The organism is Vibrio sp. Isolate34 (assembly GCF_022397915.1).
In the GTDB taxonomy this organism is placed as follows: domain Bacteria; phylum Pseudomonadota; class Gammaproteobacteria; order Enterobacterales; family Vibrionaceae; genus Vibrio.
Genome location: NZ_JAKEUO010000022.1, coordinates 52,925 through 78,377, shown reverse-complemented (window position 1 = coordinate 78,377; position 25,453 = coordinate 52,925). Strand labels below are relative to the sequence as shown.

The 25,453-nt window shown below is 41.8% G+C and carries 21 protein-coding genes and 6 pseudogenes; 14 read left to right on the top strand and 13 right to left on the bottom strand.

Annotated elements, in window-relative coordinates:
• Window positions 1-220: transposase (locus L1D22_RS19275; RefSeq protein ID WP_239830893.1), on the bottom strand; the 220-nt coding region annotated here is incomplete at its 3' end.
• Between the two features lie 84 nt (window positions 221-304).
• The gene (locus tag L1D22_RS19270; RefSeq protein ID WP_176681569.1) at window positions 305-496 is read right to left on the bottom strand and encodes a hypothetical protein; all 192 of its coding nucleotides are present in this window, start codon (window positions 494-496) and stop codon (window positions 305-307) included.
• Window positions 497-1,013: 517 nt separating this feature from the next.
• On the opposite strand from L1D22_RS19270, the gene L1D22_RS19265 reads away from it, so the two are divergent.
• The 8 genes and pseudogenes from L1D22_RS19265 (at window position 1,014) to L1D22_RS19230 (ending at window position 5,387) form a co-directional block, all read left to right on the top strand.
• Window positions 1,014-1,439, top strand: a complete 426-nt coding sequence (locus tag L1D22_RS19265; protein WP_239830892.1) for a hypothetical protein — start codon at window positions 1,014-1,016, stop codon at window positions 1,437-1,439.
• 215 nt (window positions 1,440-1,654) lie between these two features.
• A complete protein-coding gene (locus L1D22_RS19260) occupies window positions 1,655-2,467 on the top strand; it encodes a hypothetical protein (protein ID WP_239830891.1) in 813 nt (270 codons plus the stop codon).
• A 115-nt stretch (window positions 2,468-2,582) separates the two neighbouring features.
• Window positions 2,583-3,093 (top strand): annotated as a pseudogene (locus L1D22_RS19255) (GNAT family protein).
• Window positions 3,094-3,206: 113 nt separating this feature from the next.
• Window positions 3,207-3,458: a TIGR03643 family protein gene (locus L1D22_RS19250; RefSeq protein WP_123309589.1), complete on the top strand. Its 252-nt coding sequence runs from the start codon at window positions 3,207-3,209 to the stop codon at window positions 3,456-3,458.
• A gap of 66 nt (window positions 3,459-3,524) precedes the next feature.
• Window positions 3,525-3,920 (top strand): DUF3465 domain-containing protein, encoded by a 396-nt coding sequence (locus L1D22_RS19245; RefSeq protein ID WP_239830890.1) that lies wholly within the window; start codon window positions 3,525-3,527, stop codon window positions 3,918-3,920.
• Between the two features lie 6 nt (window positions 3,921-3,926).
• Window positions 3,927-4,028: pseudogene (locus tag L1D22_RS19240) on the top strand (GNAT family N-acetyltransferase); the annotation flags it as partial.
• A 76-nt stretch (window positions 4,029-4,104) separates the two neighbouring features.
• Window positions 4,105-4,485, top strand: coding sequence for a hypothetical protein (locus L1D22_RS19235; RefSeq protein ID WP_239830889.1), 381 nt, complete (start codon window positions 4,105-4,107; stop codon window positions 4,483-4,485).
• A gap of 236 nt (window positions 4,486-4,721) precedes the next feature.
• Entirely contained in the window at window positions 4,722-5,387 is a 666-nt protein-coding gene (locus tag L1D22_RS19230) for a DNA alkylation repair protein (RefSeq protein ID WP_239830888.1), read from the top strand.
• A gap of 39 nt (window positions 5,388-5,426) precedes the next feature.
• Here L1D22_RS19230 and L1D22_RS19225 read toward each other — a convergent pair whose 3' ends face one another.
• The 3 genes and pseudogenes from L1D22_RS19225 to L1D22_RS19215 form a co-directional block, all read right to left on the bottom strand.
• A complete protein-coding gene (locus L1D22_RS19225) occupies window positions 5,427-8,549 on the bottom strand; it encodes an ImpA family metalloprotease (RefSeq protein WP_239830887.1) in 3,123 nt (1,040 codons plus the stop codon).
• Window positions 8,550-8,789: 240 nt separating this feature from the next.
• Window positions 8,790-9,273, bottom strand: a pseudogene (locus L1D22_RS19220) (transposase family protein).
• A 402-nt stretch (window positions 9,274-9,675) separates the two neighbouring features.
• A pseudogene (locus L1D22_RS19215) lies at window positions 9,676-10,427 on the bottom strand (IS5 family transposase).
• Window positions 10,428-10,870: 443 nt separating this feature from the next.
• Between L1D22_RS19215 and L1D22_RS19210 the strand changes: the two are divergent.
• Window positions 10,871-11,986, top strand: a complete 1,116-nt coding sequence (locus tag L1D22_RS19210) for a DUF3466 family protein (RefSeq protein ID WP_239830886.1) — start codon at window positions 10,871-10,873, stop codon at window positions 11,984-11,986.
• 344 nt (window positions 11,987-12,330) lie between these two features.
• Here L1D22_RS19210 and L1D22_RS19205 read toward each other — a convergent pair whose 3' ends face one another.
• Window positions 12,331-13,266 (bottom strand): integron integrase, encoded by a 936-nt coding sequence (locus L1D22_RS19205; RefSeq protein ID WP_239830895.1) that lies wholly within the window; start codon window positions 13,264-13,266, stop codon window positions 12,331-12,333.
• Window positions 13,267-13,300: 34 nt separating this feature from the next.
• Between L1D22_RS19205 and L1D22_RS22410 the strand changes: the two are divergent.
• Window positions 13,301-13,378 (top strand): annotated as a pseudogene (locus tag L1D22_RS22410) (hypothetical protein); the annotation flags it as partial.
• 38 nt (window positions 13,379-13,416) lie between these two features.
• On the opposite strand, the gene L1D22_RS19195 reads toward L1D22_RS22410, so the two are convergent.
• Both L1D22_RS19195 and L1D22_RS19190 read right to left on the bottom strand, forming a co-directional pair.
• The gene (locus L1D22_RS19195; RefSeq protein WP_239830896.1) at window positions 13,417-13,566 is read right to left on the bottom strand and encodes a hypothetical protein; all 150 of its coding nucleotides are present in this window, start codon (window positions 13,564-13,566) and stop codon (window positions 13,417-13,419) included.
• A 1,463-nt stretch (window positions 13,567-15,029) separates the two neighbouring features.
• A pseudogene (locus tag L1D22_RS19190) lies at window positions 15,030-16,185 on the bottom strand (IS110 family transposase).
• A gap of 122 nt (window positions 16,186-16,307) precedes the next feature.
• On the opposite strand from L1D22_RS19190, the gene L1D22_RS19185 reads away from it, so the two are divergent.
• Window positions 16,308-16,979 carry a DUF4145 domain-containing protein gene (locus tag L1D22_RS19185; protein WP_239830885.1) on the top strand — a complete coding sequence of 224 codons (672 nt, stop codon included), beginning with the start codon at window positions 16,308-16,310 and terminating at the stop codon, window positions 16,977-16,979.
• Between the two features lie 325 nt (window positions 16,980-17,304).
• Here L1D22_RS19185 and rplY read toward each other — a convergent pair whose 3' ends face one another.
• Window positions 17,305-17,583 carry a 50S ribosomal protein L25 gene (gene rplY, locus L1D22_RS19180; protein WP_239830884.1) on the bottom strand — a complete coding sequence of 93 codons (279 nt, stop codon included), beginning with the start codon at window positions 17,581-17,583 and terminating at the stop codon, window positions 17,305-17,307.
• A 369-nt stretch (window positions 17,584-17,952) separates the two neighbouring features.
• Here rplY and L1D22_RS19175 point away from each other — a divergent pair, with 369 nt between their 5' ends.
• Both L1D22_RS19175 and L1D22_RS19170 read left to right on the top strand, forming a co-directional pair.
• On the top strand, window positions 17,953-18,681 hold the full coding sequence (locus L1D22_RS19175) for a glycosyltransferase (RefSeq protein WP_239830883.1): 729 nt from the start codon (window positions 17,953-17,955) through the stop codon (window positions 18,679-18,681).
• 14 nt (window positions 18,682-18,695) lie between these two features.
• A complete protein-coding gene (locus tag L1D22_RS19170; protein ID WP_239830882.1) occupies window positions 18,696-20,003 on the top strand; it encodes an LssY C-terminal domain-containing protein in 1,308 nt (435 codons plus the stop codon).
• 149 nt (window positions 20,004-20,152) lie between these two features.
• On the opposite strand, the gene L1D22_RS19165 is transcribed toward L1D22_RS19170, so the two are convergent.
• The 4 genes from L1D22_RS19165 to L1D22_RS19150 all read right to left on the bottom strand — a co-directional run bounded on the left by L1D22_RS19165 (window position 20,153) and on the right by L1D22_RS19150 (window position 24,596).
• Window positions 20,153-21,502: an ATP-binding protein gene (locus tag L1D22_RS19165; protein ID WP_239830881.1), complete on the bottom strand. Its 1,350-nt coding sequence runs from the start codon at window positions 21,500-21,502 to the stop codon at window positions 20,153-20,155.
• A 127-nt stretch (window positions 21,503-21,629) separates the two neighbouring features.
• On the bottom strand, window positions 21,630-22,289 hold the full coding sequence (locus L1D22_RS19160; protein WP_239830880.1) for a response regulator transcription factor: 660 nt from the start codon (window positions 22,287-22,289) through the stop codon (window positions 21,630-21,632).
• 61 nt (window positions 22,290-22,350) lie between these two features.
• On the bottom strand, window positions 22,351-22,749 hold the full coding sequence (locus L1D22_RS19155; RefSeq protein ID WP_239830879.1) for a PepSY domain-containing protein: 399 nt from the start codon (window positions 22,747-22,749) through the stop codon (window positions 22,351-22,353).
• A gap of 104 nt (window positions 22,750-22,853) precedes the next feature.
• On the bottom strand, window positions 22,854-24,596 hold the full coding sequence (locus tag L1D22_RS19150; RefSeq protein WP_239830878.1) for a DEAD/DEAH box helicase: 1,743 nt from the start codon (window positions 24,594-24,596) through the stop codon (window positions 22,854-22,856).
• 97 nt (window positions 24,597-24,693) lie between these two features.
• Between L1D22_RS19150 and rsuA the strand changes: the two genes are divergently transcribed.
• Window positions 24,694-25,389 carry a 16S rRNA pseudouridine(516) synthase RsuA gene (gene rsuA, locus L1D22_RS19145; RefSeq protein ID WP_017633289.1) on the top strand — a complete coding sequence of 232 codons (696 nt, stop codon included), beginning with the start codon at window positions 24,694-24,696 and terminating at the stop codon, window positions 25,387-25,389.
• The last annotated feature ends 64 nt before the right edge of the window (window positions 25,390-25,453 follow it).

Below are 25,453 nucleotides of genomic sequence, written 5' to 3'. Positions count from 1 at the left end.
CTTGTAGCGCTCTCAATGGCATAGAGAAAATGCGTTTCACCATCAGTGCGGTAGTAATGGCTAAGTCGCTGAATCGGCGAGGTCTACCACGCTTGCCTTGTTTGTTTTGTTTCCACTCAGCTATCGTTTCCTCATCAATCCAAAAGGTCAGAGAACCACGGTTGATTAAGGCTTTGTTGTACTGCTTCCAGTTAGTTGTTTTGTAACGAGGTTTAGGCATGAGGCTACGACGATTGATGGGTGTAGCCGATCAGATCGTAGCTTCTAGATTTAGTTCCATCGAATTACGCAACAAAGCCTATCGCTACTTGTTTAAAACCGAAATCGATTCAACGTTTGAAGATGCATCAAATCGGACATTGACCATCACGCTTTCACGCTCAAAAGTCACATCATCAAAATCTGTTGCTGCGATCTTAAATCCATTCTTTGCGAATAGGCTCGTCACCATTGTTCGTTGTTTCTGCTCCATAGCGTATGTCAGTAGTTCGTCCATCGTCATCTCCATTAGGCAACAGTATGTATAAAGTAACCATACAGACTCCACATTATGAGATCAATTGCTTAATTGATAGGCGCTGTTGATGTAATGCAGTGAATGATTTGATCATTCAGCTTGTTAATAGGCGGGTAGCTCAGCTATGGCAGAGATTATGGTTAATGGTGGTGTTATGTGACAAGGCTTCAAGCTCTGTAGTGAAAATTGTTTTTTACCAAAATTGGATAGAAATAAGTGCTTACAAAACGGCTTAACGCTGTTTGTTGTTTTGGCCAACTTCTTCCTTGGAGTCAATGCAGTAACTCACTAGAAACATAGAGTTTGAGGAGGAGCTAACATCCAACATGCGTATATATCTATTGGGATTGTAAATGTCAGATTGGTATTGTCATAAGTGTTATTAATTGCATAAGCTTGATTTTAACATTTGTTTGATTTATAAATTCCTCATTCATCAATAACTTCATGATTATATTAGTTTTTACTAACCTTTAAATAACATGGAGAAAAGGCGATGAATAAGAACCAAACACGCAATGGGTTAGCGAATTTAATTAGATTTCGTAAGCCTTATAAGGCAACGGATTTTCTTGTCAGCTCTAGTGAACTGCGAGTTAAGAAAGATGTGTATAGCTTGCGTAAGATTAAGCAGTTAGAAATTCGTCAATTGGGCCTTAAAGAAAACGCTATCAATATCGTTTCATTGGCTTTGGTGCTCTCAGCTGCGACTTGGGCGTTTGTACCTCAGTTTGGCTTGCCAATGCTTGCACTGACTTTCATTTTGGCTTTTGTTTCATGGCGAAAATACAAGTTGCGTGCAGAGTTTAAAGGGGCAGACGAAACCGGTGATCATTGGGTATCAGTGGCTCGTGGTTGCACTCGAGAAGAGTTCAAAGTGTTGCAAAATGTCGAATTGGCATTACGCGACCAAGTTTCTTAGTAGAAGTTACTTAGTAAACAGGGTATCGCAATACGTTAGGTTCAATAATAAACAAGGCTCGTCATCAATTGGCGAGCTTTTTATTTTCAGAAAAACATCGATAGAACAGGTTACTTTGAGAGGCCACTCTTATATGTGTAATAGTGATTTTTATGAATCTTAAGTCACGGCATTGATAATGATCTTAGGGCTTTGAATTTAGGGAGAGGGTGGCGGTGAATACACAAGTTAATAAGAGTTTCTTCAAAAGGCTCATCCGGGTCGTTGGTTATGTTCTGATTATGGTGTTGAGCTTTAGCCGATTTTCCAATGCTCAAACCATAGAGTTTCCTACTTGTGCGCAGAGTGATGTTTTGAATACAGAGATCCACCTTTATGTTGATGAATCTGTGTTAGCCGAATATTCCAAAGAATTTATAACCTCAAAAATAGCGACATGGGAAAGCTATTCGAATCTAGTGTTGAAGAACTCCTGCATTCCTATGACGAGAAAAGTAACCAAGGTGACTTATAGCTCTATAATCGATAGCCTCTGGTTTCAAGATTTGAGTGCAGCAGAAAGGTTATTAAAACTATCGATGGAAGAACCGATTCCTGAAACAACAGAAGAAGGCGTTCCCATTTTTAAAGGGATAGTATTTTCTAACTATAACTTTAGTTTTGAGTCTGATTATTGTGGTATCTCATCTCCAGTATCCTATTTTTTCTCTTTAGCGATAAACTGCCCTGATTACCTAATGGAGCATGAAATTGGCCATTTGAGTGGTGCTAATCACGACTACAAAACGTTATTGAAAGACTCTGGTAGCATCGAAAGTTACATTTCTGGATCGTACCCAAGAGCTCCTCAATATTCCTTTGGCGCAATTTGTGCTGATAGAGGCACAGTCATGTCTTATGAGCGAGATGTTATACCTGCTTATTCCAGCCCGGACATCAGAGTGGATGGCATAAAGTGCGGAGATAGCAAACACCACAACAATGCGAGAGTGCTTAGAGAATTCGCACAAGCTTATCTAACCCCATGATTGTTTCGCGGCTAGATCGGTAGTCATTCGACTTAGTTACTTCATTATTAATGACTGTTATGGTTGAGAGCAATCCCTCTGTAATCAAGATCAAGAGCTAAACCAAGGAGAACAAATGCAAGTAACTATTAGACCCGCAATGCCAAGCGAACTAGAAGTTATTTATGCCTTGGTTATCTCAAACGATGAGTGGACCAAGTTTAACGGCCCTTATTTCCCGTACTCCCATCCATCATTAGAAAAGTTTGAAGAATATTCGTTTCAACGGTTGCTTGATGGCGACGAGATGCAGTTGGTAGTGGTCGATGGCGTGCCGGTTGGAACCGTGAGTTGTTACTGGGAATGCGAAGAGACACGCTGGCTTGGTCATTTATAACTCTGATTATTGGGGGAAGGGGATCGCAGCACTGGCACTTCCGCTCTGGATTACTTACTTATTCGAAAACAAACGGATAGAGCGTGTAGGGCTAACCACTTGGTCAGGTAACCCGCGCATGATGTCTCTCGCTTTAAAGCTAGGTTTCCAGCAAGAGGCGAGGCTGAGAAAGGTCCGATATTACCAAGGCAAGTATTATGACTCGGTAAAATATGGAGTGCTGCGTAGCGAGTGGCTGGAGAGAAAGTAGCGACAAGTATCTGTTTTTTGTTTGATGATACCTTATCGATTCAGCGGTAACACCCTGATCTAAAAAGTGATAGTGAGCGTACTTCTACTCAGATTTTAAAGGATGAGTAGACAATGAAATTATCTAAAGAGAGTGAATCAAGAATTATTGAAATGGCGTGGGAAGACCGAACGCCATTTGAGGCAATAGAACACCAATTTGGTTTAAATGAATCACAGGTGATTCGTTTTATGCGTAGCCATATGAAGCCTGGTAGCTTCAAATTGTGGCGCGCTCGCGTCGCAGGTCGTTCGACAAAACATGTAAAACTTCGTAGCTCTGAGGTGTCGAGAGGTTATTGTCCTTCTCAATACAAGCATCGTTAAATAAGGGCTTATTTATCCATCAATTCCAATGAATACCTCAATATGGAAACGACAGGAAGAAAAGGAATGAGACAGTTTTTTACTTTAGTTTTGGTAACACTTTGCATTGGTGTTGGTTATGTTCAAGCCAATGATGTTCGTCTTAAGCAAGCTTATGAGCGTCACCAAAGCGATGTACAAGTTCGTGGCTCTGGTACAGTTTTTCGAATACTTCCAGATGATAATAAAGGCTCTCGACATCAGAAATTCATCTTACGATTGGACAGTAAACAAACCGTGTTAGTGGCGCACAATATTGACCTTGCTCCTCGTATTCAAGGATTAAGAAAAGGAGGTCGAGTTGAATTCTATGGTGAATACGAGTGGAACAAGAAAGGTGGCGTCATTCACTGGACTCACAGAGATCCTAACAACCGTCACGCTCACGGTTGGTTAAAACACAATGGGAACGTATACGAGTAAACACCTATGAGATAAGAAGCTTGTTTCAAAGAGCCCCGATTTTTCAAAGATAAATGGTGGGATACAGTTGTTTTAGCTCTTCTTCGATCTGAATGGCAGAAGATATAATTTGGTATGCCCAAGCCCCCTCTGGCAGGTATTAGACTATTGTTAAGTGAAAGGTTTAATCACTGAGGGTTCGAGAATGACGCGGTTTGTACTGGTATTATTATTTGTAATTATTTCATCTGGTTGTGGGACGAGTGACAGCGCTTTGATTGAGAGTGGGCATAACGAATCTTACATACAGGGTTTTCATGATGGCAGGCACAGCGGTATGCAAGAAGCCGGTAATGACTTTGAAAACTATATGAAAGACGAAAAACGTTTTGACTCAGATACGGACTATAAGCAAGGTTGGCTTGCTGGTGAATCAGAGGGTAAAAAACTACAAGATGAAGCAACGTCGATAGGTAAAGGTATAGCGGGTAGTTACCCACAAAAAACTGATTCGACAAATACTGATGACATGGCAAAAGACGCATTGAAAGGTATTGATACGTCGGGGTTAGAAAATTTAGAGTAAAGAAAATACACCGGCCGAATTTGAATATACATCGTTACAAAACTGGTTGTAATTCGGATCTTATAAATCAAAACTGTAGCGATGTTGTTCACCGTTACTTTGCGTGAACGACGAAGATAAGTGCAAGGATTCAAATTGGAACGGATCATAAATACTCGATATAGAAGTTATTTAGGATTTCGTTTCAAACAGTTTCTAGTTAAAGTCATACCAAAGGTTAATGGAATTTTAATGTTATGAATGTCGTGCCATTGACAAATATAGTTGAAACGATAAAGCGGCACCTTTCAGAAGCTGGCTATCCGAAAGCAAGCATCAAAACAGCTCAGGTTCGAACCATATCTGCTCAGACTTTTAAGACTATTGAAGATAAAGACATCTCACATGTGTTGTCTTTGTGCACTCAATTATTAGAACAAAGAGACTGGGCGCTAGGTGTTATCGCTTACGATTGGGCTTTTAGGGTAAGGAAACAATATTCAAAAGACACGTTCCCGATCTTTGAACGTTGGTTAATAGAGTTTGTCACAGACTGGAACGATTGTGACGACTTTTGTACTCATGCTTTTGGGGAGTTGTTGTCTCAGTATAATGATTTGTTCGATCTCACAACCAAATGGGTCGAGCATTCAAATTTTGCTGTACGTAGAGCCGTTGCTGTCATCTTAATTTATCCAATTAATAAGAATCGATACGCTGCGTTGGATCCGTTTCGCGTGGCGGATCTATTGCTCGAAGATAACCATGACTTAGTACAGAAAGGGTATGGTTGGATGCTTAAAGTTTTCAGTCAAAAAGAGCCTGAATTGGTTATCCGTTATTTAAAGGCTAATCATGCCGTAATGCCAAGAGTCGCCTTTCGTTACGCGATTGAAAAGCTGGATGGTAAAAAAGAGCCCTAAGGTCCTCTACCTCAGGGCTTTTTATTACAATGCTGTCAATTATTGTTTAACAAAAGCTTCAATCTCACCTAGAGCCATATTATCTTTCTTGTCTAGTTCTAATCTAATATAACGAACACCATCTTCCGGTATATCTCCGGTGGCAAATTCAAATAGCTGCGCTTCGCCCAGAGATTCAAAATAAAGAGACTCTTGCGACCATGCCGTGTTTCTCTCATTGTCTAGTAAACTAATTGTCGCACCATTAATCGTGTTTGAGTCATACTTATTTCGATTGGTCAGTAGTAGTTGTTCGATCTTGACTGGTTGCTCCAAGTCGATTTCTAACCAATGGGTAGAGCCCCATTTAGTGTGATAGTAAGTATCCGTATCTCCATCATTTATCTTACTCATAGAATGCTTGTCACTGTGTTCTGATGAGGCTGAAACAGGCTTACCCAAAGCAATATTCACTCCCTCTACTTTCATGCCGTTCCAACGTGTTAAGCCATCGATAGGGAGCGTTTCATGAATAAGTGAATCACAGTATTGATCATTTTCGTAGCGATAATACTTGTCAGAATCAGCTTTATAAACTCCAAACGTTGCGATTTGATACTTGGCCGTATCCGTTACAGTTAGACCCCAGCTCTCCATTACTGGAGTAAAGTCTAAGCCTGATGCATACGCTATCATTATCGCTAACCAATCGTTTTGACTTAGTGCTTTTGCTTCTTCTCTAGTTAAGCTATTCAAACCAATTTTGTCATGGTATTTCGTCCAATTATCGTCGTTCTTAATGGCTTCTCCGTACTCACGAAGCAATATGTGTAGACGAGGGTAAAGGTGCCAACCATTTTGTAGTAACCCACGTTCTTCTATTTGCATCATCATCTGCAGATAAAGTGCAGGGCCCGTTTGCCACTTGCTACCCAAGTTTAAACTCTCCATATAAGCTGAAGGATCATCTTGATTGAATGCCTCTTGCAAGTAAGCGAAGTAGTTATCGCTATTTAAATTTTGGCAACTGGTGGATTTTCCCGTATTCGCACGGAACATGGACTGAGTATAATAAGAGTAGAAGTTCGTCGCACTATGTCCGGTAAAGCCATTAAAACGTAGTCGACTCTTTTCTAGCCCATGCCCTAACTCATGAATATCACCATGACCAATGGGATTAAACGACCAAAACGCATCATAAGGGTTACCTGAACAGCCGGAACCACATGTCGCTTGGTCAGCATTCATGTGTTTCGTGTAATGCTGTGTTCGGACATCTAATCCTTTTGATTTCGCCCAGTCGATAATTTCTGGGACTTCATCAATACCAGGGCCTTGGAAACCTGCCAGTACGTGCGGATAATTGTGGGTATACCTTTCAATTGCATCAATCAACTCATTGCCATTGTCAAAAGCAGAATTCGCCATGGTGATGCCCATCTTCATCGCTGTTGAGTGCACTTCAAAATGATCGGTCGAAATCTCAGCCCAATCGAACTCGTTTTTGCTGAGTGCTTCCTCAAAATAACGGCTATCCCCCAAACCAGGATAATGAGCGTGCTCACCAACATTGGAAAACAGCAAAGCTATCGGAGCCTTTTTTGTTCCCGACATTTCGACTTGGATTGGCCCGCCATAAGGAGACGTAAATTGAATTGTTTCACCTGGCTCAATTGCAATGGCTGTGGAACGCAAGAATTTAGGACGCTTGTAACCATTCCGGTCAAACTCTTTGGTTGAACCATTGCGCTGCGTATTTACAAAAACCTTCGCTTCTATATCACTCGAACTGTCTTGACGTCTAACGGTAACCGTTTGACCTGGAAGGGCATAAGCGCCTGTAGACTTAAAGCCACCGTGATTAACAAGTTCAACACCTTTGTTGTCTGGGAATATGTGACTAAAATCGCTACGGCTAAAGTTACCTAAGTCAGGTTGAGCCGGAGTATTGGTTCGATAATTGTGAATTACATGGTCAGCAAAATAAGCCTGTAAGAAAGCCAAAGTTTCGGTCGTGTCATAACTCATTGGGTAGACGATGCTTTGGCGGTAATCGTCAGCTAATTGGATGATTTCTTTTTGGTAAGTAGGCAAATCACTCTCAAAGATATTGACTTTGTTGCGATCCAGTTGATTTACCCAACTGCGGATGTCATCAACACCTTGCTTGAACTCAACCTGATAAGCATCACTGTTGCAAGAGCCCTGACATTCAGAAATATTGAAGCTGAAACTATCGTCTCGCAGATGTGTCAGTAACTGATAAGTCGGAGCAATACTTGTGTCGATAGCGTGATAATCGATACTAGGGTCGTAACTATTGAGTCCCGTTTTTGCCCAATAGTTTTGGCTTACTGAGCGAATAGCGTAGTGTTCAAAAATAGGTATGCTCAGTTTATTTTTATCTCTGTAGTGATTCGTAAACAGCAGTGGTATACCCAAAGCTTCGGCTCTTTTTACCTGCTCGTAAACCGCGTCTAAATCGTCTTCACTGTTATAGTGACTCGACAGAATCAGCAAATCTGTATCAGCATTAATACATGAACTCAGTACTTGCCCATCACAACTAAATGCCCCCTCATTAAAAGTAACGCTTTCACCAAACTCCTCGACTAACCACTCTTTGAATTTACTGTCTTCTTTAAACCAATAGCTTTCATCATGATGTGCTATAACAACATTTATTTTATCTTCGAGAATTTCTGGTCTGCTTTTACCAATAAGCCAATCAAAAGCATTATTGTAGAACGACCAAAAATCGTCATTCACTTCGAAGTCGAATCTTGCTATGTTTTGCGGACTCGTCGCTAGGAATAAGTAACGTTGGTTTTCATTTTCACCAATGATACCGATACTGTTATTTATTTTACCATTACCAAAAGAGTAGTTACCCGGCAATATGGAGTAATTGACTCCATAGGTTGCTGCAAAGTTCACAGAATCATGACTTGGGTTCCAAGTGATATTATCTAGACTACTATCATCCCCTTTAATTTGACCATTCTCATCCAAATTAAACAACAGCTGTTTAATTTTCTGAAATTTATACTTATGTTCTTCAATCCCTTTTATTGCATTAAGTAGATGGTTACTTTCTGTTGCATCAGGGGCACTTTGTGCTGGTAAAGCCATAACCAAACAAAGAGCTAGCGTATTTAGCGACATGACGTTTGATGATTTCATAAAAATCCTATTTTATTTTATTTTATTTTATTGTAAATTACCTTTCACTTAGTAAGTATATCCCCGTTACTCTGCAGCGAACGCCAGAGTTAAAATATTGTGAGCTTTGTGCAAAAAAAAATGCTGTGACTTTGGAGTGTACTTTTAGATCACAGCAGTTATTGAGTCTAAAAACATCATATGTCATTTAAGTTAACACCTACCTGTTTCATCAGGGCGGGATTCCACTTTGAATAAATATTAGCCAAAGATTATTTTTGAGCGATATTCACCAGACCAACCTGACTTTCTACGTTTGGCAGCCAAGCTATCTTTGTCACTCTCATCCTGCTTCATCGTGTTCAACGCAGCACGATTAAATGCCGCTAAGTGAGTTGCTCCATCTGGGCCTTTTACTTTTAGTTCATCTTCTCTGAATACGACATCAAGAACCCAATGAAGCTGGTTTTCAACCAACCAATGCTCTCTGATTGTCCGAGCAGCAACTATCTAACGCACTGATAATGTTAGTAATGCAGTGTCGCTTGGGAATACCATGTTCAAATTCTCGATATTGTCTGAACCAGTCAATTTGTCTTTGACCAAATTCTTGAATGGACTTCCATCCTGTAGCACCACTGAGCACAGCAGAAAATACTAGAAAAACGACATCAACTAAGTCGTGTTTCACGTTAATATCATTACGTGGATCAGGTATGCGGTTAAGGCGTTCAAGAAGTGTCATTTTGTAGGTTGAGTAGTAAATAGATAATGATCCGATCAACAAAATCAGTATTAGTTCAGTCGAAAATAAAGAATATTTAATCCTTTGATGCGAGAGAACATAAATTGACCGTGTTGTTTGGTATTTAATCAATTAAACCCTACAAATCATGTGATGATCTAGCCCTGGCCTCATGGTAATGTCAACTGATAAGCAACTATTAATCTTGTTATAATCCTGGATTTATATTTTGTAATGTTGGAAATAGCAAAGTTCAAACAGTGAGTTTTATAAATTAAATATAAAAATATAATACAAATCAAAAGTGAACATTTGTAATGAGTTTTACATAAACAAATGGCAAAGTGGAAATCAATAGTTGGAGTTACTAGGGCGTATTGATCTTTGCTGTACATTTCGCGTTCAACAATACATCGGTAGCCACATTAACATGAATGCCAGCGATAACATGCTGGCATAATTCCTTTCTAGCTTGTCATATCTAATTGAAATAGCTCGATAATGCTTAATTCTCCCAAAGGCATTTTCGACCAAGTGATCATACTTGTATAGACACCAATCCATACTGTATTTGTCTATATCTTGCCCGTAATTGCGTTTAACAATGACCGTTTCTCCGCCACGTTCCTGAACAAAAGTACGGAAAGGTTCGCTCTCATATCCTTTATCACAAACGATAGTATTAACTTCATCGAGTTGCTCAACTAAGCTTTCGGCATGCACTATATCGTGGCGTGTCCCTCTGATAAATCAAAGCAAATCGGCAGGCCACCACTATCTATGGCTAAGTGAATTTTGGTTGAGTTGCCCCCGCGACTTTTGCCTATTTGCAGAGCTTTCAGTAGCGGCACCTGTACTATGCTGATGCGCTCTCACTATAGAGCCATCAAGAAATACCCATTCAAAATCAGCCATACTGGATAAGCTTTTGAAAAGATTATCTAAAATCCCTTTCTTTCACCAAAGATTAAATCGTCTGTAAATGGTACTCCGAACTCAGAGGGTAGATCCCGCCAAGGAATACCTATTCTCATTCGATAAAGTATTCCTTCAAATGTCATTCGATGTTCAGTTTTATCGTAAATACGACCTGTACTTTTCATAACTTGGAGTAGCAGTTCCCAGCGAATATCAGTTAGCATTGTTCTTGGCATGGTATTGGTTATGATTTTACTTTTGACGAAGCAAATTATAACTATTTACCATGCTGTTCAAAAACACTCACGAAAGATCAACACGCCCTAACCATTATTTATATTTTCTCTGTTTATTTATTTAAGCGTACAAATTACTATTGTGAATCGCTTGTTGTGATATTGTTGGATTTTAAATGTAACAAACTATTTCCTTAAAGTTCGATGTAAGTGCTTTATTAGCCTGAACTATATGCGAATTTTTCAGAGCTAAGATTAGTAATTTATTTTAAATTACATAGATTTAAGATAGGCTGAGTTTCTATAGCCTGTATGTGTGGAGAAATACTTATTTCTATCGTTTCGATGTCTAACTTTGCCCTATTGTAAGTAGAATGTTAATGTATTATTTTTTAGGTGTGCATGAATGCATAATAACTCGAATTACGCTAAAGGAATAATTAATGAAGTTACTAAAAACCGTTTTGGCTGTCTCCGCTATGTTGTCTTGTCACGCTAATGCAACCTCAATTACTATTGAAGGCTATACTGAAGGGCAAATCTTTGACGTAAAAAATGGTGTCGCTGTTGGACGTACTTACAATCAAGATCATCCATTCAGCTTTAATGCTTTCAGAACTGATCTAAAAACAGAGCATACCGAGTACCTAGAGCATAACAACGATTCCTGGATGAATGCTGTTAACGACAATGGCGATGCGGCGGGTTTAGTGTGTAATTATATCTATTCTACCTGTGAACCAGCGGTATGGCGCGAGAGTGGTGAGGTTAAGGTCTTCGCTGAAGACGTTTTAGCCGCTACTGAAGAAGTAAAACCGCACGCTGCCATGGAGTCCTCTGGCTATGCAGTATCAGATATCAACAACAATGGTTTGATAGTAGGTGAAACTAAATACGGTGGTCTTAATCTACCACCGATTCCAGACATCAGCATTGGTTGGATTTACGATATCAATACCAATGAAGTGACAATTTTGAAGGATACCAATGAAAACATCCCTTATACGTCACCTAATAAAATCAGTGAAAATAATGTAGTAACGGGTATGTATCGCCATGAAATAGATTTAGGGCAGTACTTGGACTTTAGCCAAAGACCTGCAATTTGGGATTCAGAAGGTAATATCACAAAACTGAGTGTGCCAAATCCTGAAAACCTTGCTGCATTTGGATTAACTTTTGCAAATATAATCACCGATAATGGAAAGAAAGTACTAGGCACTTTAGATTACCATACTGGTACTGAAAACCCTCTTCAAATTGTTGAATGGAATTTGGCGTCAAATAAGATGGAAGTGATTGATTCACCTATTCGCTCTATGCTAGTTGATGAAGATGCTAACAATATCCTGACAATGGATAAATATGACTTTAGCAATTACCACTTAATCAAGCAAAATGGCAAGTCAGTTAATATATCAGCTCTAATTTCTGAATTTGGATATACGACCAATAATGCTGAAATTGCAGAACTGTTTAATAATGGTAAGTATCTTAGCATTTTCGTGCAAGATACTGATGGTACATACAAATACCCAGTGTTTCGTATTCATAACTAATTGTTGATCTAATCTTACCCTTTTAAAGAGGTAGAGTGTAATAGCTCTGCCCTTTTTGTGGTAGTTCCCGGTTATGACAGCTTGCGTAGTGGTACAGCCAAATAACAAGGTAGAAGTATTAGAAGTGGGTGTAAGCTTTTGTTTATGCCTTAAAGCTAAAGTAGTCTTTGCGTACTATTGCTTTGGTACTAAAAACGCAGCCATTGCTGCAGAGAAAAACATACACATAAATTGTTATTGAGTTTTGGAGTGACTAGAGGCCTCAGCCCTAGAAGCAGGTGATAGTGCCCTGTTTCGTGATTATGAAGTCATTTCAGAATTCGGAATCCGAATTTCATTTATCACTATTTTACGAATATTCTTGATAATGGGCTAACAACACCATTGGCGCCTCTATCAATGATGTGAGTATAGATTTGCGTTGTCTTCAAATCGGTGTGCCCAAGTTGTTCTTGAACGGTTCTGATATCTGCTCCGCTTTGAAGAAGGTGCGTAGCGAATGAGTGCCTTAAAGTATGACACGAGATGTTTTTGTCAATGTTGGCTTTTTGGCCTGCTACTTTAATGTGTTTTTGAAGCGCTGTTGGGTGAACATGGTGTTTACGTAGCTCGCCTGTTTGTAAATCTCGCGACAAACGACTAGAGGGAAAGAGGAATTGCCAATTTAGGTTCCTTTCTGCGCTCGGGTATTTTCTAGCAAGAGCTTCAGGTATGTATACACCAGAGAAAACTGTGTCATTCATGTCTTGATGATAGTAACTCGCCGCTCTCTGTTGCTGCTGTTTGATAGCGGGGAAAAGCTCTGGTGCTATTGTCACTATGCGGTTTTTACCTCCTTTCCCTTGCCATACACGTACAGATTTATATGCATAATCGATATCTTGTATACGTAGGCGTAGACACTCCATTAAACGCAACCCTGACCCATACATTAATTGATAAGGTAATTTGTAGTTAGCTGAACAGTGATTGAATAGCCTTCCAATCTCTTCTGGAGTCATGACTGTTGGCAATTTTCGTGATTTATCTGATCGCCGAAACTGCATATCAAGCTCTATGGGTTCTTGAATGATTTCTTTGTATAAAAAGACTAATGCATTGAGAGCTAGACTTTGCGTTTTCCTCGCTGACTTTTTGTTAACAACTAGGTGCGTTAGGAAATCTTCTACATGCCTGGAAGTTAAGCCCTTTGGGTGCTTTTTATCATGATAAAGAATGTATTGGTGAATCCAATAAATGTACGCCTCCGTTGTACGAAGGGCATAGTGCCGTCCAAGCATATATTCTTGTATATACGTGGATGGCCGTATCACGATGAGTTACAAAGATTATCGAACCAACGGGACTCAAAGAATGTGTTGTAATGCGGGCGAGTTACTTCGACGCTTACTTTTACATGTGTTGCCTAAAGGACTAATGCGAATACGCTATTATGGCTTTTTAGCTAACGCGGTGCGGGTAAAAGCGATCGCGGAAATTAGGCATAGCTTACGAGAGCGACCCGCAGAGAAGTCGGAAGTGATGAAAGAGAAACCGTGTTGTCCGAACTGCCATAGCAACAGCATGGTACTCGTGTGCATCAATGTTAGACCTAGGATAGTCGTTTCAGAGCACCGACTGACCTAGTTGTCTGATTATAATGAATAAAATTATCGTTGTTTTATGGCGAGAGAGGGGTGTTGTTCGCTTGTGAAAAGATTATGCAACGGGTATAGTCGCTGTAGATAAATTGGCGGCTAGAAGTGGAAAATGGACGGCTGACGGGGTACTGGTCTTAATGACAATAGTGGAACGTAAGTCAGTCCTAAAAAGCAAATTCCATAGATAGAAGCGGCCAAGTCCAACAGGTATTTATCCATTGTGCTACGACAACGGATAAATACTTAAGTGTTATGTGTTTTTTTCATCTAAACTCATTCTGCATGACTATCAAAAACATAAAAGAACGGAGGCCTAGAATGCGCCGATTAGCATTGATTCTTGGATTGTCTTGGTTATTAACGGGCTGCCCTTTAGAAGGTAATAACGGTAATACTGGTCCTGCTGGTCCTGCTGGTCCTGCTGGTCCTGCTGGTCCTGCAGGAATAAATTGTTGGGATTTAAATGAAGATCGGGTAGATGATGCAAGTGAGGATATTAACGGTGACAACGTGTTCGATGTGAATGATTGTTCGCCAGTAGTTTCAAACAGCGCGAGCCAGAACTTGGCAGTTGAATTGAATCATCAGCACATATGCGAAGCTCTGGCAAATCTAGGGCAGTATCCAGAAGGTTGCCCTTCAGCGACTCATANGGACCACTAACCCTTGAGCTAAACTCATTTGATCAGCTGTACTATTGGAGGCTTGAGAACAGCTTTGTAGCCAATAAGACAGTTATATCTCTCGAAGACGAACTTGTTAGTTCATCAGGTAATACTTGCTTGGATGTTTGTTCCAATGATCCAAAATGCATAGCGTCGCTCTCCGCATCTAGAGACGTTGTAATAGGTAACTCGCAACGAATTGTATACGACTGCGCTACATTCCACAGTTCAGACTCATTACCACCTTATGAACAAAAATGTGACGACAAATTTAACAATTGTATTGCATCGAACGGAGTGCTTTTGAACAGCCAGCGATGGGCTGTTCGTTGTCCTTAACACATAACAAGTTTCATCAGCGGACATTTTTTCCATTGCCCGTTTTACGCTTGGATAGCACAAAACGCTCAATTCCAAAAATGCCGCTGTGCAAGGCGTTGGTATGACTCCCCATGTCAAGTTGAGCGCCTAAACCCCTAGCTCGTATGAACCATTGCTCTTTGCCTAAAGGGCGAGTTAATGCATGAGCTTGAAGCAAGTAAGTTCGTCGGTTCTCATGCTGATATCCGTAGATTACCCAAACAGCGGGCAGCGCTAACCTTACTTATTCCGTCGTGGCACCTGTCTTCAGTCTATACTCGTGGGTCAAGGCTAAATCATTAACCTTGCCATCCTAACGCCGTCGGTGGTTGTGCCACAGCCGATGCTTTATCCAATGCGATAACACTAATTCTGTCTTCATGCCGGTAAACGAGCGATTCGAGTTCTAGGATCTACGTCGCTAATGACAACTTCACGCGCAATGGCCCAGATGTAAGCGATCATCTCTCTAGCGATGGCGACCACAACGACATTTCGGTGTTTACCTTTTTGTAGTAGTCGTTGGTAACGACGACATAACCTTTGCTGGGCTTGCCAAGCGATATCAACTATCTCTTTAGGCTGTCCTTCTTGCCTTAGTTGCAGTTCTACAGAGATGTTCGCTTTATGCTTATAGGTGTGTGCGCCTTCAACGAGTAATCGTCTGGCTCGACTGTTGCCACACTTTGTTAAGCTGCCACGACGAGTTTTACCTCCACTGGAGTTTTCTGTTGGAACAAGCCCAAGATAAGCCATAAGCTTTCTTGGATGGTCGAACCGCCGTAAGTCACCCAGCTCAGCTATTGTGCCAAGAGCTACGAGTAACCTTACCCCCCCGCATAGCTTGAATGGCTTTCACAACAGGATAGTATCGCCAGTTTTTGACCTGATGGAGCAGTTCATTATCGAGTCGTTGCAGCCGCTGTATCCGCTCATTGATTGTAATGATCATCTCTTGTAAGACGATTTGTTGACTATGGTGAGGAAGAATGAGATCGGTCAGCCACCGTAGATGCTTTTTAGACCAGTTATCATTCACCGTCGCTTGGATATTATTGCGAAGAAGAAAGCCTTTGAGTTGGAACTTTGCGTCTTTGAGATCTTTCATTGCCGTTTCTCTGGCACGCGAGAGATCTCGAATGGCTTCATCTTCGGCTTCTGGTACATAGATGGGTGTAAGCTCTTCGGCTTTTAACAGCTTGGCGAGCTTTGCTGCGTCTCGTTTGTCAGTTTTAACTCTATCGCCTGGCTTCTTAGGTATAAGTGATGGAGCGACGACATAGCAGCAGTGTCCAAGGCTCGTAATCAGGCGATAAGTCCAGTAACCACATGGTCCTGCTTCATAGACAAAGTGCAGAGTGGCTTTTGGATACTTGGATTGCAGTTGTCTGGCCAATTTAATAAGCGCGGACTTATTGGATTTAATACGGCCAAGGTGTTGTGGGTTTGCCCCTCGATGTTCTTGTAAAACAGCGACTTGAATAAATGACTTATGCGTATCTAAGCCAATGAAAATTATGCTATCTTTACTCATGCTAGCCTCCAAATTTAGTTGTTTGACGCACTAATTATGGCTCTGGCTTATAAAGCTAACCCACGATATTGGAGGCTAGCACCTTTAGTGGGGGTCATTATGTCTATAAGAAAAGGCAAACAATGGGCGAAATTCAAAAAATTCACTGTAACAGCTGTAATCGAACAACGAATCACACAGCTAAGAGTTCTCATACAAAAATCGTATATTTTGATGAAGATGATGGTTGTGTTGATGAAAGTTCACCTTTAGAGGAATCTGAATATACGTTTTGGGTTTGTATGGGTTGTGATTCTGCTTGCTTAGAAGATAAATATACATGCGCTGGTATGAATGATGGGGTTGAGCAAGTGTATGTGTCTACCTTTTATCCAGAACATACTTTTAGCCATCGCAACCCTAAAAACTTTTGTTACATCAAAGATGAACTGCAGGATTTATATCGAGATATTGTTACTTCGTTTAGGTACGGTCTAGCAATCCCTACTGCAACAGCCATACGAACACTGCTCGAAGCGATATGCATAGACCAAGGTATCACTGATGATGTAGCGTGGAAGTTTCATATAAAAATAGAAAAATTAAACGATATCGTAAAGGTGCCAAAAAGTATTACCGAAGGGCTATTAACTCTAAAATTCATGGGTGATAGTGCTGCACATAAATTGATTTCACCCCAAAGAAAGGACTTGTCTTTAGCAATAGACTTGCTAGAAGCATTGATGCTTCATTTGTATGAAGCAAAATTTGATCTTGAAAGTAAATCAACTCAAATGCATAAGTCCTATAAGTGATTTTTCATATAACAAACTGTTTAAGAGTGATTCGCAACGCGTGGCATTTTTATTATACGTTGTGATAGAAAAACTACTGTATAAGTCCACCTTTCGTCCACCCTTAATCCACCCAAGCAAAACTGGGATAAAGCGGGGAAGAGGAAAGTTGATTATTTTCAGTGTATTGCGCGAGATTTACGACGTTTTTGAGGGCTCAAAAACGGTGAAACCCCGATGTTGGTAGCATCGGGGTTTCGAATTTCTAGATTTCTCGACTGGTAAGATCGATTATCTTTTCTATGCAGAAGGCTGGATTAATCCAATCTTATTCCTTGGTAGGGAATTAGATACGGATGAAGTCCATGTGCTCAACTTTAGGCTTGAACGCGTGACGTTGAACGTCTTGTGGCTTAACCTTAACTTCAGCGCCGTCAATCACTAGAGTGATTGCTTCGTAGAACTCAGGCTTGTCCATTTGGTTGATCACGTCAGCGTGAACAAGTTCGATAGATACAGCTGCTGCTTCACCACCGTAGATTACAGCTGGGAATTTACCAGCGTGACGTAGGCGGCGGCTCGCACCTTTACCTAGTTCAGTACGTACTACTGCTTCAAATTTCATAGTTTTACTCTCAAATTAGTAAAAATTAACTTCACACCTCAATGCGACCTTGAGTGTGTGGTAATGCTTAGGCATAAACGAGTTCATGCTTAAGCGAGCGCGGATACTAACATCACATTAGAATATGAGCAAGTAAGAAGCCCATCACAAAGTGAATTTCCTTCGATAATTGGCTCGTTTGTAGATAAAACGCTCGCTAGCCCTAGTTTATCCCTTTTTTACTGTTCCTGTATCGCTATTTGAGCTCATTTATATTAGTGCGAAATCATCGAGTTAATGAACGGAAAATGAATGTTCGCCTAAGGCTTGGTTAATGCTTGGTTGGGTAACCTTAGTGTTAATTAATCAGCAGAATGAACAGGTGAAAACATGGAACCAGTAAGCATTGTCGTTATTACATTGAACGAAGATAAACGCATTAGCCGCTTGATGGAAGAATTGAGCGTGCAAACCCACCAAGAATTTGAAGTGATTGTTGTCGATTCAAACAGCGAAGACAACACAAGAGAAGTCGCTCTGGCTTACGAAAGCGCACTACCAAAACTCAACGTCCATCACATGCAAGAACGTGGCGTAAGCCTTGGTAGAAATACAGGTGCGGTTTTAGCTCAGTACAACAGAATCCTTTTCTTGGATGCAGACGTAAGCTTGCCTCGTAACTTCCTCGCTAAAGCGCTTTACGAGCTAGAAGAGAACAAGCTTGAAGTCGCTGGTGTGTACATGAGTTCAAAAGGGCTGCCATTGGTGCATAAGTTTGGCTACGGGCTATTCAACGCAGGTCTGTTTGCTACTCAGTTCTTTTTCCCTACCGCGATTGGTGCGTGTATTTTTTCGACCAAGCGAGCGCATAATGAGATCGGCGGGTTTGATGAGGAAATTGTATTGTGTGAGGACTGCGACTACGTGAAGCGAGCGAGCAAAACATGGCGATTTAGATTCTTGAACATGACATTTGGCTTTGACCCTCGTCGTTTAGACCAAGATGGTGTCGTGAAAACAGGCACAACTTACCTTAAAGCGAACGTAAGGCGCTTTTTTAAAGGCGAAATGCGTAACAACGAGATGAACTACAAGTTTGGTCACTACAAAGAACAGTAAGGGCTGAGGTTGTTATGTTTGATGGACTAGGACTGTTTTTGGGTGCACTAGGTGATGCACTCATTGGCCCGAACCTATTTGTACCGGGAGAGCCGTTTTTTATTGCTGCGGGCTTTCAACTGTATTCAGGTGCATGGATGGCGTTGGTATTGGTGATGTTGGGTGGTTTCATTGGCGACCAACTCAGCTACTTCATCGGTTCAAAGTGGGGCGCAACCGCGCAAAAGAAGCTAATCAAATTTAGTCCAAAAACCAAAAGGCTGATCGCTCGGTGTCGTTATCTCATCGCGAAGAAGGGGACGTACATTATTGTCGCAGCGCGTCTGTTAGGGCCCATTGCTTGGGTAGTGCCTTTTATCGCTGGTTCTCACCGTGTTAAATGGAGCAGCTTCACGCTGTTCTCTTCGATAGGTCTGTTACTTGGTGGCGGTCAATTTATCGTTTGGGGCATGTTGCTTGCACACGGCGTTGAGCAGTTTCCTTTACTGAGCGCGATTAAGGTTTTTCTCACGGAACACCAAAGCTTATTGATTGGCTTAGTTGCGGTGTCGGTATTCTTCGTTGTCGGCTACAAACTTAAATGGCGAAAGTTAACGTTGAAAACCAGTACCTTTTTAGTCGCTTGGCTATGTTACGCAAACTATGCTCATTTCTTCTGGAAAGCTGATGACTTTCAAACTCAACAAGTGTCGACACAGGTGAGCACTGTCGATTTACAACAAGTGACCTATAAAGCATTTCCTGGGCTGTCTCCTATTTATGACGCGCAAGCAATCAATGTCGTGTATGTCGGGGAATCGCCGCGTGAACTAATGAATCAACTGGGTTGGATTGAGAACCAAACCTTCTCTCGAAACGAGATTGAGTGGACTCATTACCTTGCTCTGCTTAAAGATAAGACGCCACCCGTGTCTGACCTGTATTGGCGTAATCAACCACAAGACATGGCGTTCCAACTGCCGGGAAACTTGATGAAAAGAAGCCACATACGCTGGTGGAATGCTGGGCTAGACAGCAACAGCAATCAACCTAAGTGGTTAGGAGCAATCAGTTATGATGATGGTTTAAAAGTGACACCGTATTCTGGGATTGTGACCATACTTCATAAGATCGACCCTAATGTCGATGAAGAGCGTGATAGGTTGGCTCTGCAAATTAAATCGGCTTACCCAAGCATCGAACTCGTCAATTTGCCTCTCGCCAATGCGGAAGCAATGAATGACCAACATGACTACTATACCGACGGAAAGATCTTGGTCATTGGCGCAAGCTCGTACAGTAATGAACAACAGACCTTAGATGTTGCGGTTAATGATATTTAGCCTTTAGGTTTTCTGAATTTTGTCTAATACCTGTTAATTACGAACCTTGTTTGAGTGAAATCCATACAACGACAAATCAGGAGTTTGCGTGTGATATGCAAACTCCTGATTTTTTATCGAAGGGCTAATGCGAGTATGAGTGTCTTGGTTTAAGAAGCTTGAGATACTTTTAGGACGAGAGAGGCCTTCAAGCCGCCCATTGAGCTTTTACTGAGCGTTAAGCTGCCACGGTAACTGTGTGCCATCTCATTCACAATGTTCAGCCCTAGACCGGTTCCGGGAGTGGTTTCATCGAGCCTTACACCTCGCTTGGTCGCTTGCTCGAGTTTCTCTTCGGGAATGCCTTGTCCGTCATCTTCAATGATCAACTCGACATTGCCGTCGGCCATTTCATTAGCGTGAACGCGAATAATACTGCCTGCCCACTTGTAGCTGTTTTCGAGTAGGTTGCCGACCATTTCATCGAGGTCGGTTTTTTCGACAGCGACTTCAAGTTCAGAATCCAGTTCGTTGATCATGGTGACTTCATTGGCGGCATAAACTTTATCAAACGCCATTGAGATCGCTTCAACACGTTCACAAGGAGACGACTTCACCGAAAGGATGTTCATTGCACCCGCCATACGAGCACGACCAAGGTGATAATCTATCTGGCTTTGGATTTGTTGAATGGGTTGCTGTAACAGTTTCTTCTCGTTGTCAGGCAACATCTCTATTTCATTTTTCATCACCGATAATGGCGTTTTCAATGCATGAGAGAGGTTTCCCGCGTGGTTACGTGCGCGTTCTAATAACTCTTGGTAATGAAATAGTAGGGCATTGAGGTCCGAAACTAATGGAGAAACTTCTTTCGGGTAGTTATCACTTAGCCCTTGTTGTTCACCCTTTCTCAGCATCACCAATTCACGCTGCATCTTACTAAGAGGTAATAGAGACCAGCTAACTTGAATACCAATTAACATCAGCACGCCGACAAACAACAACATCAGAATCAACCACACCTGACCGGTCAACTCAGCAAGCGTCGATTCTAATGGATCTTCATCTATACCAATGGTGATGGTAATAGGATCGCTCAGTGACGGTAGGTAGATGTCTTGTTCGATGTAAATCAGCTTCTCTTTTTCAGGCCCTTTGATGGAGGTGTGAATAGGAGAACGCTTGATGGTGAGGTCTTTGTCCCATAGCGAACGAGAACGAATGATTTGAGCTTGGGTTGAGGCGCGCCAATAGATACCACTGTAAGGTTGGTTGAACCTTGGGTCAGACAGGCGCTCCGCCATGATAAGGTTGCCGTTGTCGTTGGTTTCGATATTGGCGGTGAGCTCGTCCATGGTTAGGGAAAGCTGCTGCTTCATATCATCGACTAGATAGTCGTTTACCAGTTTCGGTATGCCCACACCTGCTGCTAATATCATCGCACCAAGCCAAAAAGCCGCAGCGAGGAGCAAGCGGCTTTTTAGACTGATGTTTTTAAGTGTTCGTTTCTTTAGATTCATGCATTTCCAGCCTGCCTTTGCTCATCGTTATTGAGTTATATTTCGATGATCAGAACAGGCTGTCCATTTTATTGGCTATTACACTGAGTCTTGTTGACGATTGCTTCTCGTGTAATTAGATAGGGCGCTACTCAGCATTCAGTTGGTAGCCAAGGCCACGCACGGTTTTGATGATCTTCGGTGCGATTTTTTTACGGATACGACCAATGAACACCTCAACCGTGTTTGAGTCGCGGTCGAAATCTTGTTTGTAGATGTGCTCAACCAACTCTGTGCGCGAGATAACCTTGTTTTGGTTATGCATGAAGTACGCGACAACCTTATATTCCAGTGCCGTTAGGCTTACTGCTTGGCCTTGCCACAACACTTTTGAACTGCGAGTGTCTAAGCTTAAATCACCAATTTGAAGAACTGGCGCTGCGCTGCCTGAAGCTCGGCGCAGTTGAGCGCGAATACGAGCAATCAACTCAACCATTTCGAATGGCTTAGTCAGGTAATCATCTGCGCCTGCGTTTAAGCCTTCAACACGCTGGGTTAGGGTGTCACGCGCACTCAAGATAATCACTGGCGTGTTAATGTTTTCGTCTCGAATACCTTTTAAAACGGTTAGGCCATCAAGTTTAGGTAGACCTAGATCGAGAATAATCGCGTCCCACTCTTCTGAGGTCGCACGGTAGAGTGCGTCAATACCATCTTGAGAAAGTTCTGGAACCCAGTCGGCTCCCTCAAGTGTTTCAATAATTTGTTGGCCCAAACGAGGTTCGTCTTCAACGACTAAAATTTTCATAATTGTTCTTCTTAATTCTTGTAATGACTGTTCGTCGTGCTTAACTATTCGTCGTGATTAATTAGTCGCCGTGTTTAATTGCGTCTTTTAAGTTGCGGCCTTCAATCTTAAGCATTTCCAATGTTTCGGCGTTGTATTCAACTTTGATGATGTTGTTTTTGTTGTTAATTTTTAGCTCATACACCCAAATGTCATCATCTTCTTCTAGCTCGACTTTAATGATTCGGCCATGAAGATCGTTTTCTACCGCTGCATACATCTCAGAGAAAGGGCGAATATAACCTTCTCGAACCGCTTCGTAGACCTCGTCTTGGTCTTCTTCAAATTCAATGCGGGTTCCTGCTTTATGAACGTCCTGAACTAATTCATGACCATTATGATGTGAGTCAGCCCATGCGCCAGCAGAAACAAATAAGCCGAAGCTTATAGAAAACAAAGAAATCATAGCTTTACTAAACATAGCGAATCCTAGAGAGGGTTGATAGCGTTCAGTATAAAAAAGTAATTCTGAACAGAAAGTGAACCTGATTAATTATGAGCTTTAGGTTCTCAAAAAATGAGGTATTAGCGCTGTTGAAGCTCGTCTTCGAATATCTTGTCTCTCATTTTCCAAAAGCGTCCCACTTTACGTGCAATCACAAATTGAGGCGGGCGAAATCTATGTTGGTGAGCAACCACTTTCGATGGTGACGTTTCCTCAAAAGGCCTGTGTCTATCCGCAAGGTGAGGGCGAACAAACTGGTCTTTAAAGTTTTGCTTCTGCTTCTTGGTAGTTAATGACCAAAACTCATGCACTTGCGCTTGATTCTCGCCGCGATAAGTGACTTTAAGCTGCGACTTTCCTTTGTCGTCCTTAAGTACGTTTAGGTCCATCTCTAAACATTCAAACACTAGAGCATCTTTTAGATTGAGTGCCTCTTTGAGCTTTTTGTCTGGGTCAACTAAGGTAGCGTCGCATTCATGACAAATACGAGCTGCAATGTCGTTGTCGGCACCGCACTCTCCACAATATTTGGCACGGAAGCGATAGTTACAATGCTCACGTTCGCCCGTGTCTTCATCTGTGAAGTATCCTTGGCATTTACGGCCAAAGTGTTCAAGCAAGAAGCCGTTGCTGTCTAGCTTGCCCCAGAAGTTGTTATTAAAGCCGCAAGCCGGGCAAGGGATAGTGATGATTTCACTGTCTGAGTCTGGCTTAGGGTCGCCGACTTCTGGTTGGTAAAGATCATAGCTGTTACCCGCGTAATCGAGCACCAAACAATCTTTTTTACCAGGAGATAAACGCAAGCCACGGCCTACGATTTGTTGATATAAGCTGATGGATTCTGTTGGGCGAAGAATCGCAATTAAATCAACATGAGGGGCGTCAAAGCCGGTGGTTAATACCGACACGTTGACCAAGAATTTGATTTTGCGTTCTTTGAAATCGTTGATGATTTGGTCACGCTCTAATGTCGGCGTATCACCAATCACAATCGCAGCTTCGCCTTCGGGTAATAAGCCAAGAATTTCTCGAGCGTGTCGAACGGTGGCTGCAAACACCATGATGCCAAGCTTGTCTTGGGCTAGATGGATGATCTGGTCGACAATCTGTGGTGTAGCGCGTTTCGATTGCTCAATCACCATATCAAGCTCGGCTTCTTTGTATCGACCTGTGCTCGCAGGTTTTAATTGTGAGAAGTCATAACTCAATACCGGCGCATCTATCATGCGAGCTGGTGTTAAGAAGCCTTCATCGAGCAGATAACGAATCGGTAACTCAAAGATGCAGTCGCGGAAGAAGCGTGGTTCGTCCGAACGTACTTGGCCGCGAGTGTGATATTGATAAATCCAACCCATACCAAGGCGATATGGTGTTGCCGTTAAGCCAAGCACTTTGATACCGGAATTATTCTCGCGTAAGTGAGTGATCACTTTCTGATAGCTACTGGTCTTTTCGTCAGGCACGCGGTGGCATTCGTCGATAACCAACAGCGAAAATTGGTTAGAGAATGAATCGAGGTTGCGAACCACAGATTGAACCGACGCGAATACCACTTGTTGGTCGGTCTCTTTACGGCCTAAACCCGCCGAGAAAATAGATCCTTTTAACCCATAACCTTCATACTTTTCATGGTTTTGCTCAACCAACTCTTTCACGTGAGCCAGTACCAATACACGCCCTTTGGCAAGCCTCGCCAGCTCTGCAATCACAAGGCTTTTTCCTGCCCCTGTCGGTAGCACGAGAACAGCCGGAGTTTGGTGTTTTCTGAAGTAATGAATCACTGATTTTACGGAATCAGCTTGGTACGGGCGGAGTGTATACATATCGCGTCTTGTAAAAGGGAAAACAAATAGTGTGAAATAGCTCAACTAATTGAGCAAAGGTGACTATAATACCCGACTTAGATTAGTTGAGGTATTCATGCGTTTAGATAAATTTCTGTGCGATGCGTTAGGCGTCACTCGAAGAGAAGCAACACACTTATTAAAATCAAAAGCAGTGACAGTCAATGACGTCATTCAAAAAAGCGGTTCACTTAAGGTAACTGAAGAGTGTGTTGTTGAATGGCAGGGCAATGAACTGAATGTTCATGGTCCACGTTACATCATGCTTTATAAGCCAGAAGGCTTTGTTTGTTCGCATGAAGATGGCTCAAATCGCACTGCGTTTGAATTACTTGATGAAATCAAAATGGACAAGCTGCACTTTGCAGGTCGTCTAGATGTTGATACAACAGGTCTTGTTCTGATTACGGATGACGGTAAATGGTCTCACCGTATTACGGCACCAAAACACAAGTGCGAAAAAATGTACCGTGTGTGGTTGGTTGATCCTGTAGAACCAGACTACGTTGAAAAATTCAAAGAGGGCATCCAGCTTAAGAGCGAAGATGGCCTAACACTTCCTGCACATCTTGAAGTACGTGCAGAACGCGAAGTGCTACTGACGATTCATGAAGGCAAATACCACCAAGTAAAACGCATGTTTGCTGCACTTGGTAACAAGGTAGAAGCACTGCACCGTGAACGTATTGGCGAAATCGAGATGGACGAATCTTTAGAATTAGGTGAATACCGTTACCTAACTCAAGAAGAAGTCGACTCTATCTGGAAGTAACCCTTAGCTAGAAGCTGTTTAAAAGCAGCAAAACTGTTGATGACAGGACATCGCTTTTAGCAGG

What these genes read in the sequence shown, in the direction of transcription:
- L1D22_RS19175 (WP_239830883.1), top strand. Translation starts at nt 17,953, where the DNA reads ATGGAACCAGTAAGCATTGTCGTTATTACATTGAACGAAGATAAACGC.
- L1D22_RS19165 (WP_239830881.1), bottom strand. Translation starts at nt 21,502, where the DNA reads ATGAATCTAAAGAAACGAACACTTAAAAACATCAGTCTAAAAAGCCGC.
- L1D22_RS19185 (WP_239830885.1), top strand. Translation starts at nt 16,308, where the DNA reads ATGGGCGAAATTCAAAAAATTCACTGTAACAGCTGTAATCGAACAACG.
- L1D22_RS19245 (WP_239830890.1), top strand. Translation starts at nt 3,525, where the DNA reads ATGAGACAGTTTTTTACTTTAGTTTTGGTAACACTTTGCATTGGTGTT.
- L1D22_RS19250 (WP_123309589.1), top strand. Translation starts at nt 3,207, where the DNA reads ATGAAATTATCTAAAGAGAGTGAATCAAGAATTATTGAAATGGCGTGG.
- L1D22_RS19265 (WP_239830892.1), top strand. Translation starts at nt 1,014, where the DNA reads ATGAATAAGAACCAAACACGCAATGGGTTAGCGAATTTAATTAGATTT.
- L1D22_RS19270 (WP_176681569.1), bottom strand. Translation starts at nt 496, where the DNA reads ATGGACGAACTACTGACATACGCTATGGAGCAGAAACAACGAACAATG.
- L1D22_RS19210 (WP_239830886.1), top strand. Translation starts at nt 10,871, where the DNA reads ATGAAGTTACTAAAAACCGTTTTGGCTGTCTCCGCTATGTTGTCTTGT.
- L1D22_RS19170 (WP_239830882.1), top strand. Translation starts at nt 18,696, where the DNA reads ATGTTTGATGGACTAGGACTGTTTTTGGGTGCACTAGGTGATGCACTC.
- L1D22_RS19195 (WP_239830896.1), bottom strand. Translation starts at nt 13,566, where the DNA reads ATGCACACGAGTACCATGCTGTTGCTATGGCAGTTCGGACAACACGGT.
- L1D22_RS19230 (WP_239830888.1), top strand. Translation starts at nt 4,722, where the DNA reads ATGAATGTCGTGCCATTGACAAATATAGTTGAAACGATAAAGCGGCAC.
- L1D22_RS19155 (WP_239830879.1), bottom strand. Translation starts at nt 22,749, where the DNA reads ATGTTTAGTAAAGCTATGATTTCTTTGTTTTCTATAAGCTTCGGCTTA.
- L1D22_RS19160 (WP_239830880.1), bottom strand. Translation starts at nt 22,289, where the DNA reads ATGAAAATTTTAGTCGTTGAAGACGAACCTCGTTTGGGCCAACAAATT.
- rplY (WP_239830884.1), bottom strand. Translation starts at nt 17,583, where the DNA reads ATGAAATTTGAAGCAGTAGTACGTACTGAACTAGGTAAAGGTGCGAGC.
- rsuA (WP_017633289.1), top strand. Translation starts at nt 24,694, where the DNA reads ATGCGTTTAGATAAATTTCTGTGCGATGCGTTAGGCGTCACTCGAAGA.
- L1D22_RS19205 (WP_239830895.1), bottom strand. Translation starts at nt 13,266, where the DNA reads ATGCTTGGACGGCACTATGCCCTTCGTACAACGGAGGCGTACATTTAT.
- L1D22_RS19225 (WP_239830887.1), bottom strand. Translation starts at nt 8,549, where the DNA reads ATGAAATCATCAAACGTCATGTCGCTAAATACGCTAGCTCTTTGTTTG.
- L1D22_RS19235 (WP_239830889.1), top strand. Translation starts at nt 4,105, where the DNA reads ATGACGCGGTTTGTACTGGTATTATTATTTGTAATTATTTCATCTGGT.
- L1D22_RS19150 (WP_239830878.1), bottom strand. Translation starts at nt 24,596, where the DNA reads ATGTATACACTCCGCCCGTACCAAGCTGATTCCGTAAAATCAGTGATT.